Raw genomic sequence first — 10,881 nt, forward strand, 5'->3', positions numbered from 1 at the left:
GCCCGGGGCGGAGCCCCGGTTCGGGAAGGGGCGGGGTGGGGAACAAGCCCGCCGCAGGCGCCTACCCCCGCCCCAGCACCCCCCGCAACAACTCCCGCGCACTCACCCGCAACAACTCCAGCCCCGGCACCTCCGCGTGGTACGACCCCGCCGCGCACGAGAACATCAACCCCTCGCACCACGCCAGCACCGACAGCGCGTGCCGCTCCGGCGCCTCCGAGCCCGCCGCGGCCAGCAGGGCGACGAGGGGCTCGCGGAAGGCGCGCCCCTCCAGGTCGTAGATGGCCCGCAACTCGGGGCGCCGGGAGGCCTCCAGGGCCAGTTCGTAGCGGGCGATCAGCAGGCCGCGCCGGCCGGTCAGGGTGCGGTGCAGGGCGAGCGCGATCGCGTCGGCGAGAGCCTCGGGGCCGCCCGCCGGATCGGGCAGCTCCTTCAGGGACAGCACCTCACCCTCGCGCACGGCGAGCCGCCGCACCGCGATCTCCAGCAGGGCGAGCCGGGTCCGGGCCTGGTTGGACGTCGAGCCGGTCGGCAGGCCCGCCGCCTCGTCGACGGCCCGGTGCGTCAGCCCGCGCATGCCGCGCTCGGCGAGCAGGTCGAGGGCCGTGTCGGCGATCAGCCGGCCGCGTGCGGCTCCGGCGGGCAGCCGCACCAGCGGCTGCCCCGGGTACTGCTCGGGTTCCTTCTCCACTGACATGCCCTCAACCTACCGCGCACTACAGAGGTAGTATCGTCAGGCGAACTACGGATGTAGTCACATGGAGGTAAGCCATGCGCAAGCTCCGCGCCGTCGTCATCGGCGGCGGTACAGGCGGCCTCGCCGCCGCTGCCGCCCTGCACCACCGCGGCTGGGACGTCACCGTCCTCGAACGCGCCGCCTCGCTCGAACCGGTGGGCGCCGGCATCGCCCTCGCCGCCAACGCCCAGCGCGCCCTTGACGCCTTCGGCGCCGGCGACGCCGTGCGCGCCCTGGCCGTCCCACTGGACGGCGGACTGCGCCGCCCTGGCGGGCGCCGGCTCTCCCGTACGGACAACGCGGCCGCCGCCCGGCGCTTCGGCGGCCCCGTCGTCGTCGCCCACCGCGCCGACGTCATCGCCCTGCTCGCCTCATGCCTCCCCAAGGGTGCCGTACGCACCGGGGTGCGCGGGGAACTCACCGACCCCGGCGGGCCGGACCGTCCCGCCCGCGTCACCACCCCCGGCAAAGTCCTGGAGGCCGACCTCGTCGTCGGCGCCGACGGCATCCACTCCGCCGTCCGCGCCACGCTCTTCCCCGGCCACCCGGCACCGCGTTACACCGGCTTCACCACCTGGCGCTTCGTCGTCCCGGCCACCGCCCTGCCGCGGGGCGCGGCCACCGCCCACGAGACCTGGGGACCCGGCCGGCTCTGGGGCACCGTCCCCTTGCGCGACGGCCGCGTCTACGCCTACGCCCAAGCCACCGCGCCCGCCCGCGCGCAGGCCCCCGGCGGCGAACTCGCCCAGCTGCGCCGCCTCTTCGGCGACTGGCACCACCCCGTACCGCGGCTCCTCGCCGCGGCCGACCCCGCCGCCGTACTGCGCAACGACGTCCACAGCGCCGCCGATCCGCTGCCCGCCTACCACCACGGCCGGGTCGCCCTCCTCGGCGACGCCGCCCACTCCATGACGCCGAACCTCGGACAGGGCGCCTGCCAGGCCGTCGAGGACGCGGTCGTCCTCGCCCACCTGGTCACCGAGGCCGCCGCGGGGCCCGGCGGCGACCCGCTGTCCGCCCTGCCGCGCTACACCGCGGAGCGGCTGCCCCGCACCACGGCGATCGTCCGCCGCTCCGCCCGCGTCGGCCGCCTCGCCTGCCTCTCCTCCCGGCCCGGCCGCGCCCTGCGCGACGCCGCCCTCGCCGCCGCGGACCGGCTGGCGCCCCACCTCGCCCTGCGCGGCCTCGACGGAGTGGCCGACTGGCACCCACCCGTACACCCGTATGCTGCTCAAACGGGAACGCGTACCAAGGAGGCTCAGTGAAGGTCGGCTGCATCGGGCTCGGCGACATCGCGCAGAAGGCGTATCTGCCCGTGCTCACCACACAGCCGGGGCTCGTACCCCACCTCCACACCCGCACGCCCGAGACCCTCCACCGCGTCGCCGACACCTACCGCGTCCCCGACGCGCACCGCCACACCGACCTCGACTCGCTGCTGGCCGCCGGCCTCGACGCGGCCTTCGTCCACGCGGCCACCGCCGCGCACCCCGAGATCGTCACCCGCCTCCTGGAGGCGGACGTGCCCGTCTACGTGGACAAGCCCCTCGCCTACGACCTGGCCGGCAGCGAGCGCCTCGTCCGCCTCGCGCGGGAGCGCCGGGTAAGCCTGGCCGTCGGCTTCAACCGCCGCCACGCCCCCGGCTACGCCCAGTGCCTGGACCACCCGCGCGACCTGATCCTGATGCAGAAGAACCGCGTCGGACTCGCCGAGGACCCGCGCACCCTCGTCTTCGACGACTTCATCCACGTCGTCGACACCCTGCGCTTCCTCGTCCCCGGGCCCGTCGAGCACATCGACGTCCGGGCCCGGGTCCGGGACGGCCTGATGCACCACGTGGTGCTCCAGCTGTCGGGCGACGGATTCACCGCCATCGGCACCATGAACCGGATGAGCGGCTCCACCGAGGAGATCCTGGAGGTCTCCGGCCAGGACACCAAGCGGCAGGTCGTGAACCTCGCCGAGGTCGTCGACCACAAGGGCCAGCCGAGCGTCCGTCGCCGCGGCGACTGGGTGCCCGTCGCCCGCCAGCGCGGCATCGAGCAGGTCGTGGGGGTCTTCCTCGACGCGGTGCGGGCGGGCGAGGTGCTGGACGCCGAGGACGCGCTGCGCACCCACGAGCTGGCCGAGCGGATCGTCAACGCCGCTCTGGAGCAGGCTTCCTGACGCCCTCCCGGGAACGCCTCCGGAGCAGCGCCCGCGCGGCCGTGGCGGCGGCGTAGCAGACCAGGACCGTCACCGAGCCGAGGACGGCCAGGTCGCCGGTGCGGACGTACGGGCTGGTGCCCCGGGCGAGAGGGACCTCGTAGACGGCGGAGGCGCTGCGCTCCGTGCCCAGCGTGGTGCCCACCGCCTCCCCGCGCGGGCCCGCGACCGCGCTCACCCCGGTCAGCGTCGCGTGCACGACGGGCCGCCAGGTCTCGGCGGCCCGCAGCGCCGCCAGCGAGGCGTGCTGCCGCGGTGCCCAGCTGTGCTGGAAGGTGGAGGTCGCCGACTGGGCGACGAGCACCTGCGCGCCGTCCCGCGCCAGCCTCCGGCTCATGTCGGGAAAGGCCGACTCGAAGCACACCAGCGGCCCGATCCGCAGTCCGGCCGCACCGGCCCCGCCGGCCGGCAGCCGCATCACCACCGGCCGTTCGCCGCGCCGCCGGTCCTCGCCCGCGGCCTTGCCCACCGACGTGGCCCAGCCCAGCAGCGAGCGCGCCGGAATGTACTCCCCGAACGGCACCAGCCGCATCTTGTCGTACCGGTCCCCGGTGGGGCCGCCGGGGCCGACCAGCACGGAACTCTTGAAGATCCCGGGCCGGTCCGCGCGGCGGGCGTCGACGTTCACCAGCAGATCCGCGCCGACCTCCCGGGAGAGCGCGGCGAGCCGGTTCCGCAGACCGGGCCGCCGGTCCAGGTCGTCCCCCACGCTGCTCTCGCCCCAGACCACCAGGTCGAGGCGCTGCCCGGCCAGTCGCCGGGTCAGCTCCTCCTCACGGTCGAAGCGCCGCTGCGGGCTGTGGGCGCCGGAGATCACACCCGGCTGGACGACGGCGATCCGGACGGTGCCCGCGTCCTGCGGCCGCGGGGCCCACAGCCACCCCCCGGCGGCGACCGCGGCGCACACGAGCGCGCCCACCGCCCCGGTGGCGCGTGCGCGCGGGGCACAAACCAGCGTGGCGAGGGCCGCGTTGAGGGCCACGAGGAGGAAACTAACCAGCCAGATCCCGCCCAGGGAGGCCAGTCTGAGAGCGGGTTGCACCTGCCACTGACTCGCACCGAACAGCCCCCAGGGGCCACCCAAGTACTCCCACGAACGGACAAGTTCGACCATCAACCACGCGGAGGGGACCACGACGAGAGCCGCCGCGCACCTGCCGGGGCCGGGTGATCCCCCCAGCAGACGATGCACCACCAGTCCCCACGGCGCCCACAACAACCCCAGCAGCGCCGCGAGTACCAGAATGAAGACATGCAGACTCGGCAGCAGCCAATGGTGCACCGCGAGCAGGAACCCCGCCCCGCCCAGCCATCCCTCGAGCGCCGCCCGGCGCGCCGTGGCGGCCGAGCGGACCAGCAGCAGCCACGGGACGAGGGCCACGTAGGCGAGCCACCACAGCGCCGGAGCGGGAAAACACAGGGCGGGCAGCGCGCCCGCCGCCACCGCCAGGGCGCCGCGGCGCCGGGGCCCGGCGCGGAGCGCTCCGTACCGCCGGACCGACGATGCCATCGCCATGCCATGCCTCCCTCGGGCTGGACGATCACCGGTGCCGGGGATCGTCGATCATTCGTCCCTGCCACGCGTGAGCGGGATCCGGCCATCCCTCAGTTTTTCGAACAGCGGAGGATCATGAGGAAAAAACCCCGACAACGGTGTGCAATATTCAACCGCTCTTACCCTTCCGCAGGGCGTCTTTGGCTCGGTTCGATCGAAAACGATCCGAAGTGAACCTTGCGTCCCGTGCTGGAAAGGTGTGACCGGATATGCGCAACGGGTTATCCGCGGTCCGCCCTGGGCAGGTACCGCGCAAAAGTGGACAGGAACGCTGCGAGTCGGCCCGGGGAGGCGGCGTGACAAGCGTGCGAGACCGCATAACAGTCCAGCCCTTGGAGATCGTGCCTTTCTACTGTCCGATACCACCGGCGGTCCATCCCCGGGTGCGGGAGATCGACGACGCCTCGGTGGACTGGATGCTGCAGCAGGAGCTCGATACCTCCTCCCATCAACGGCAACGCCTCATCCGGTGCGACTTCGGCGGTCTCACGGCCAGCACCATGCCCTACGGGCAGGCGCGCCCGCTGAAGGTGGTGGCGAAGCTGCACGCGGTGCTCTTCTCCCTGGACGACGCCCTCTGCGACGAGGCGGGCGCCACGGCCCACGGCCTGGCCCATACGACCTCCCGCATCATGCGCGTCCTGGAGGCCCCGACACCGGCGTGGCCGGACGACTCGCCCCACACGGCGGCGCTCCGCGCCGTCCGCCTGGAGCTGGCCGAGCACGCCACGCCCGGTCAGTTACGCCACTGGACCGAGGGCATGCGCACCTATATGTCCGGCCTGGTGTGGGAGGCGGCGTGCCGTCGCGACCGGGCCCTGCCGTCCGTCAACGACTACGCCGCCATGTGGATGCGCGCCATCGGCATGGCACCCTCCACCGCCCTCATGGACATCGCCGGCGGGTACGAGCTCCAGGACCAGGACCTCGACCGCCCCGAGATCCGGGCCATGACCGAGATGACCTGGACCCTCGTGGCCTGGGACAACGACTTCTACTCACGGAACAAGGAGATCCAGCGGGCCGGTGACAACCTCAACCTGATCGACGTCCTCGCCCAGGAACGGGACTGCGCGCCCGCCCGCGCGCAGGAGGAGGCCATGGCGATGCGCGACCGCGTCATGACGCTCTTCCTGCGCTTGCGCGAGCAGCTCTGGCCACGCTCCGGTGTCGAGCTGCGCTGCTACCTCGTGGCGCTCGGGCAGTTCGTCCGCGGCCACCTCGACTGGGCCTCCGCCTGCGCCCGTTACGCCGACCCCTACGGGGCCGGCGAACCCGCGCGGTGGTGGAAGACCGAGCCGGCCGACGACAGCCTGGAGCCGCTGCCCCTGCCCGCCATCGCCTGGTGGTGGGACCAACTCGAATCCACCCCCTACCCGCGCCGCAGCCAGCGGCGCAACGACCTCCACCACGACGTCCGGGACGGCGCCGCCTGGCCGGACGGCGCCGGTGTGGCCACCGGCTGTTCGGGCCGCTCCGGCTGAAGGGAGGAGACCGGTCCTTCCGGTGCGCGGTCCTCGGCGGGCTCCGGGGGCAGCGGCGGCTGTGCCGCGAACTTCACCGGAAGGGCCGTCAGGTGGCGGGACATCAGCGCGGAGGCGTAGACCAGCTCGGACTCCTCCACCGCGAGGGTGAGGTCGGGCAGCCGCAGCAGCAGGGCGTCGATGCCCGTGTCCGCGATCGCCCGGCCCACGTCCTGCCCGGGGCACTCATGGGCGCCTCCGCTGAACGCCAGGTGGGAGCGGTTCCCGTGGATCGGCAGATCCGGGTCGGGGCGGACCACCGTGTCCATGTTGGCGGCGGCCAGCCCGAGCACCAGGGCGTCACCCTCCTTGATCTGCTGCCCGGCCAGCTCGGTGTCCTGGGTGGCCCAGCGGCCCAGGATGGTGATGAAGGGCGGCTCGTCCCACAGCACCTGCTCGACCGCGTCGGGCAGTGTCATATGGCCGCCCGCGAGCGAGGCCCGGAAGCGGACGTCGGTGAACACCATCTTCAGGGTGTTGGCGATGAGGTTCGCGGTGGTCTCGTAGGCGGCGATGAGCACCAGCCGCAGATGCTGCTGCACCTCGTCGTCCGTGAGCCCCGAGGGGTGCTCCAGCAGCCAGCTCGTGAAGTCCGAACCGGGCTCCACCCGCTTGCGGGCCACCAGCTTGCGGAGCGTCTCCTGGACGAACTCGTTGCTCGCGACCGCCGTCTCGGTGCCCTTGATCATGTCGCGGGCCGCGTTGACCAGCCGGGTGTCGTACGCCTCGGGCATGCCCAGCAGCTGGGTCATCGCCATCATCGGCAGGTGCTCCGCGAACTGGTGCACCAGATCCGCGCGGCCCTCCTGGCAGAAGCGGTCCACCAACTGGTTGGCGAAGCGGGTGACATGGCGCCGGATGCCCCGCTTGTCGAAGCGCGCGATGCCGTCGTTCACCGCGCCGCGCCAGCGCTCGTGCTGCTGCCCGTCCGCGAAGACGCAGATGGGCTGCCAGGTGGTGATGGGCGTCAGCGGGTGATCGGGCGCGATCCGGCCCTCGCGCGCCTCGCGCCAGAGCCGGGAGTCCCGCGAGAACCGCGAGGGCGTGCGCGCGACGTCGAGGTTCTCGCGGTAGCCGAGGACCAGCCAGGCGGGCACGTCGCCGTGCAGCAGGACGGGCGCCACCTGGCCGTGCTTCTCGCGCAGCCGCTCGTACAGCGCCATGGGGTCGGCCTCGGCGTCCGGACCGTAGAGCCGGGTGACACCGCCCGGGCCGTGGGCGGGGCACTGCGGGGGCGGCACGACCATGGAGTCGGCGCGGGAGTGTTCGGGGGGGAGGGTCACTGGGGCTCCGGGGAAGCGGTCGTGAGGGTGTACAGATAGCGCATGAGGGTCAGCAGGGTGTCGCGGCAGGAGCCGCGGTCACGGGCGTCGCAGTCGACCATGGGCACGGAGTCCTCCAGATCCATCGCCGCGCGGAGCTCCGCCATGGGGTAGGTGGGGGAGCCGGGGAAGCGGTTGACGCCCACGACGAAGGGGACGCCGCGCTCCTCCAGGCGGCCGATCACGTCGTAGCTCACCTCCAGCCGCCGGGTGTCGAGCAGCACCACCGCGCCGAGCGCCCCTTCGAAGAGGCCGTTCCACAGGAACCAGAAGCGCTCCTGGCCAGGGGTGCCGAAGAGGTACAGCACCAGCTGCTCGTTGATGCTGATCCGGCCGAAGTCCATGGCCACGGTGGTCTCGGTCTTGTGCTCGACCCCGGCCAGGTCGTCCACGCCGACGCCGGCCTGGGTCATGGTCTCCTCGGTGGTCAGCGGCCTGATCTCGCTGACCGCGCCCACCAGGGTCGTCTTTCCCACCCCGAAGCCGCCGACGATGACGACCTTGACGGCCGCGGTCGCGGACGCCGGCAGGACGTCCTCGCGCCGTGGGCCCGCGGGGGTGTCGGGGCCGTACGGGGAGGCGTACGGGTCAGAGCTTCTGTAGTCCATTCATCACCGCCTCCAGAAGTCGGACGTCGGGCAGGGCCGCCGCCGGGACCGGGGGACGGGCCTCCACCTGTCGGCCCGTCAGCAATTCGGTGAGGAGCTGGGTCAGCGTGCTGACCGGCAGCTCCAGATAGGCGGATATCTCCGCGACCGAGAGCGGGTAGTGACACATCCGGACGATGGCCGCGTGCTCGGGCTGCAGACCGGCCTCGGACTCCGTCCGGGACACGATCAGGGTGACCAGATCGAGCTCGGTCCGCTGCTCCGCGTGGTCCTGGGTGCCGGTGAGGATGTACAGCCGGTCCGGACTGCCGGGCGCTGTCGCTGGGTCGGGTCCGGCCCCGTTCATGTCACCGGCCCGCCGACCCGCGGGGGACTGGTGAGGTGCGAGCCGATCCGGGCCACCAGGTCCCGCATCCGCAGGCCCATCAGCTCGGCGTCCACGTCGTCGTCGGCCAGCACGGCGAGATACGCTCCGGCCCCGGCGGCCATGAGGTAGAAGAAACCGCCGTCGACCTCGATGACGACCAGCCGCATCTGTCCGTCCCCGCGCGGATTCGGGAACTCCGCGGCGATGGCGGCGGACAGGCTCTGCAGTCCGGCACAGGCGGCGGCGAGACGGTCGGCGACGTCAGGGTCGGTGCCGTGCTGGGCCATGCGCAGGCCGTCCGAGGACAGCACGATCACGTGCCGGGTCTGCGGAACGCCCGTTGCCAGGTCCTTGAGCATCCAGTCCATGTTGAACCGCGGCTGCGTCACTTGGCTACTCTTCCTTGTCTGACGAGAGATCACTGTTCGGCCGGTCGCGATCCGGCTCCGGGAGCTCCCCGTTGATGCCTCTGGTGAAGGCCGCGAGCCACATGCCGGGCTGCTTGGGCGGCTGCTCCGGGAGGTCGCGCTCGGGTCCCGGCTGCACCGGGACGCTCGGCCGGGTGCGCATCGCCTGCTCCCGCTCCCGTTCCCGCTGGGCGGCCGCGGCCCGGCCGAAGGGGAGCGGCGCGGGGCCGCGCCGCCGCCGGCGCTGAGGCAGCCCGCTGTCGCCCAGCGGCGGCGGGATGGGGTGCTCCATCATGGGCGGCGGCGTCTCGGGGCCGGGCGCGGGGATCCGTTGGCCGGGGCGCCGCTTGGACTTGAAGGGGGGCAGCTTGGGGGCGCGGGCGATGTCGCCGCCGGGGTGCTTGCTCGCGGTGATCAGGTCCATGGGGATGACCAGCACCGCCCGTACGCCGCCGTAGGCGGAGGGCCGCAGCGACACCAGGAAGTTGTACGAGCGGGCGAGCCGGGCGACGACCGCCAGGCCCAGCCGGGGCGCCTCGCCCAGGTCGTCGAGGTCGAGCTCGCTCTCCTTGGACAGCACCCGGTCGGTGCGGCGCCTGGCCTCGTCGGTCAGGCCGACGCCGGCGTCCTCGATCTCGACCGCGATGCCGGACTGGATGTCCACGGCGGTCAGGTGCACCCGGGTCTGCGGCGGGGAGTAGCGGGTGGCGTTGTCCAGCAGCTCGGCCAGCGCGTGGATCACCGGCTCGACGGCGGGGCCGACCACGGCGACGTCCGCGACGGAGTGCAGGTCGACGCGGCGGTACTCGAGGATCCGGGACATGGCGCCGCGGAGCACGTTGTAGAGCGGGATCTCGTTCTTCCACTGGCGGCCGGGGCGGGAGCCGCCGAGCACGGCGATGCTGTCGGCGAGCCGGCCGGTCAGGGCGTTGCCGTGGTCGAGGTGGAGGAGGTCGCCGAAGACGTCCGGGTCGTTGCCGTGCTTGTGCTCCATCTCCCGGATGTCATAGGCCTGTTGGTGGACGATGGCCTGCACCCGGCGGGCGATGTTGACGAAGGCGCGCTGCGCGGAGTCGCGCATGCTCTCCTCGGCCTGGACCGCCTCGATGACGGACTTCAGCACCGAGCGGTGCGCCGCGGCGTAGCCCGGCTCCAGGTCGTGCGTCGGCAGCGTGTGCCGCAGGATCACCTCCGTGGGCTCGCCGCGCTTGAGCAGGCGGACCGCGCGGGGCAGCAGCTCACGGGCCAACCGGAGGGTCTCCGCCTCGTGTTCGTCGAGCCGGTAGCGCAGCGCGGTCTCCTGCTCGGCGCACCGGCGGCGCAGGCCGGTGATCACCCGGCCGCGCCGGGCGGCCTCGGAGGCCGCCAGCGCCACCGCGACGGTGGCCGAGGACCCGCACCAGCCGACGGGGACGCGTGCCTCCGGGGTCACGACGGCCACCGCGGTTCCCGTGCACACCGCCAGCACCAGAGGTGAGATCAGCCATATCAGCGCGGAGACGGGCCGTCGCCGGTCTGACGAGCCAGTACCAACCATCGGGATCCTCGAACTCTTGAAACGCAGGAGAAAAAGGGGCTGGGTGCCGGGGCGCGGCGGTCTTCGCGGTCTCGCGGAGAACAGGCGACGGGGCGGCACTCGTCCGCAGCGTGCGATGGGCGTGCACTGGTTGTGCAGCAGCCGTGCACCGGCCACAACCCGCTGCGCGACATGGAGCGTAGCCGGTCGTCGAGGTGCTCCGGCGCGAAGTTGTCATATTCGCGGATTGGCCTGACGAGGGAATTGGCAAGGCCTCATAATGACCCCACGTCACAAATACCGAATGTGTTTCCGCATTTCATGGATGAATGTTCGATCATTCCGGGGTGAGAGGGCCCCGGCGGCCGGAACCGCGCTGGAGTCACCCCCGCCCCGCACCGGAGTCACGGGGGTGCTGTACGCGCGGCGCCACCGGATGGTTGCGGGCACGGCTCGAAGGTCACGCTCCCGGGTGGTGCGTCCGGCGAACCCTGCCCCTGCTCCGGCCGACGGGACTAGGGTCTGTATTGAGTCGTGATCACTGAGTGGTTCGGGTGAGGTCCTTGATCCAGATCATGGAGGCGCGGAGGTGGACTCCGGCGAGGTAGCTCTCGGGGGTCTTGTCGTAGCGGGTGGCGATC

10 protein-coding genes are annotated in these 10,881 nt (G+C 72.7%); 3 read left to right on the top strand and 7 right to left on the bottom strand.

Annotated features, from left to right (window positions below):
• Positions 1-61: 61 nt before the first annotated feature.
• Positions 62-697 (bottom strand): TetR/AcrR family transcriptional regulator, encoded by a 636-nt coding sequence (locus tag LUZ64_RS34605; protein WP_170116778.1) that lies wholly within the window; start codon positions 695-697, stop codon positions 62-64.
• Positions 698-771: 74 nt separating this feature from the next.
• Here LUZ64_RS34605 and LUZ64_RS34610 point away from each other — a divergent pair, with 74 nt between their 5' ends.
• Both LUZ64_RS34610 and LUZ64_RS34615 read left to right on the top strand, forming a co-directional pair.
• Complete coding sequence (locus tag LUZ64_RS34610) at positions 772-2,001, top strand: FAD-dependent monooxygenase (RefSeq protein ID WP_095581966.1); 1,230 nt, start codon at positions 772-774, stop codon at positions 1,999-2,001.
• Complete coding sequence (locus LUZ64_RS34615) at positions 1,998-2,903, top strand: Gfo/Idh/MocA family protein (protein WP_095581967.1); 906 nt, start codon at positions 1,998-2,000, stop codon at positions 2,901-2,903. The genes LUZ64_RS34610 and LUZ64_RS34615 overlap by 4 nt, the downstream gene beginning before the upstream one ends.
• Here LUZ64_RS34615 and lnt read toward each other — a convergent pair.
• Complete coding sequence (gene lnt, locus LUZ64_RS34620; RefSeq protein ID WP_095581968.1) at positions 2,875-4,458, bottom strand: apolipoprotein N-acyltransferase; 1,584 nt, start codon at positions 4,456-4,458, stop codon at positions 2,875-2,877. The two genes, LUZ64_RS34615 and lnt, sit on opposite strands and share 29 nt — an antisense overlap.
• A gap of 380 nt (positions 4,459-4,838) precedes the next feature.
• Here lnt and LUZ64_RS34625 point away from each other — a divergent pair, with 380 nt between their 5' ends.
• Positions 4,839-5,981 (top strand): terpene synthase family protein, encoded by a 1,143-nt coding sequence (locus LUZ64_RS34625; protein ID WP_232390595.1) that lies wholly within the window; start codon positions 4,839-4,841, stop codon positions 5,979-5,981.
• On the opposite strand, the gene LUZ64_RS34630 is transcribed toward LUZ64_RS34625, so the two are convergent.
• Genes LUZ64_RS34630 through LUZ64_RS34650 form a run of 5 tightly spaced genes read right to left on the bottom strand, consistent with a single transcriptional unit; the run spans position 5,870 to position 10,261 of the window.
• Entirely contained in the window at positions 5,870-7,303 is a 1,434-nt protein-coding gene (locus LUZ64_RS34630; protein WP_372472087.1) for a cytochrome P450, read from the bottom strand. The genes LUZ64_RS34625 and LUZ64_RS34630 overlap by 112 nt on opposite strands.
• Positions 7,300-7,950, bottom strand: a complete 651-nt coding sequence (locus LUZ64_RS34635; RefSeq protein ID WP_087929138.1) for a GTP-binding protein — start codon at positions 7,948-7,950, stop codon at positions 7,300-7,302. Before LUZ64_RS34635 ends, LUZ64_RS34630 begins: the two co-directional genes overlap by 4 nt.
• A complete protein-coding gene (locus LUZ64_RS34640) occupies positions 7,931-8,296 on the bottom strand; it encodes a DUF742 domain-containing protein (protein ID WP_095581970.1) in 366 nt (121 codons plus the stop codon). The genes LUZ64_RS34635 and LUZ64_RS34640 overlap by 20 nt, the downstream gene beginning before the upstream one ends.
• On the bottom strand, positions 8,293-8,685 hold the full coding sequence (locus tag LUZ64_RS34645; protein ID WP_221505784.1) for a roadblock/LC7 domain-containing protein: 393 nt from the start codon (positions 8,683-8,685) through the stop codon (positions 8,293-8,295). The genes LUZ64_RS34640 and LUZ64_RS34645 overlap by 4 nt, the downstream gene beginning before the upstream one ends.
• Before the next feature lie 25 nt (positions 8,686-8,710).
• Positions 8,711-10,261 (bottom strand): ATP-binding protein, encoded by a 1,551-nt coding sequence (locus tag LUZ64_RS34650; RefSeq protein WP_095581971.1) that lies wholly within the window; start codon positions 10,259-10,261, stop codon positions 8,711-8,713.
• Positions 10,262-10,881: the final 620 nt, after the last annotated feature.

Source organism: Streptomyces albireticuli (assembly GCF_021228125.1).
In the GTDB taxonomy this organism is placed as follows: Bacteria; Actinomycetota; Actinomycetes; order Streptomycetales; family Streptomycetaceae; genus Streptomyces; species Streptomyces albireticuli.

Bases quoted from the DNA above. Each gene is read 5' to 3' on its own strand.
- LUZ64_RS34605 (WP_170116778.1), bottom strand. From the start codon at position 697: ATGTCAGTGGAGAAGGAACCCGAGCAGTACCCGGGGCAGCCGCTGGTG.
- LUZ64_RS34610 (WP_095581966.1), top strand. From the start codon at position 772: ATGCGCAAGCTCCGCGCCGTCGTCATCGGCGGCGGTACAGGCGGCCTC.
- lnt (WP_095581968.1), bottom strand. From the start codon at position 4,458: ATGGCGATGGCATCGTCGGTCCGGCGGTACGGAGCGCTCCGCGCCGGG.
- LUZ64_RS34635 (WP_087929138.1), bottom strand. From the start codon at position 7,950: ATGGACTACAGAAGCTCTGACCCGTACGCCTCCCCGTACGGCCCCGAC.
- LUZ64_RS34640 (WP_095581970.1), bottom strand. From the start codon at position 8,296: ATGAACGGGGCCGGACCCGACCCAGCGACAGCGCCCGGCAGTCCGGAC.
- LUZ64_RS34645 (WP_221505784.1), bottom strand. From the start codon at position 8,685: ATGGACTGGATGCTCAAGGACCTGGCAACGGGCGTTCCGCAGACCCGG.
- LUZ64_RS34650 (WP_095581971.1), bottom strand. From the start codon at position 10,261: ATGGTTGGTACTGGCTCGTCAGACCGGCGACGGCCCGTCTCCGCGCTG.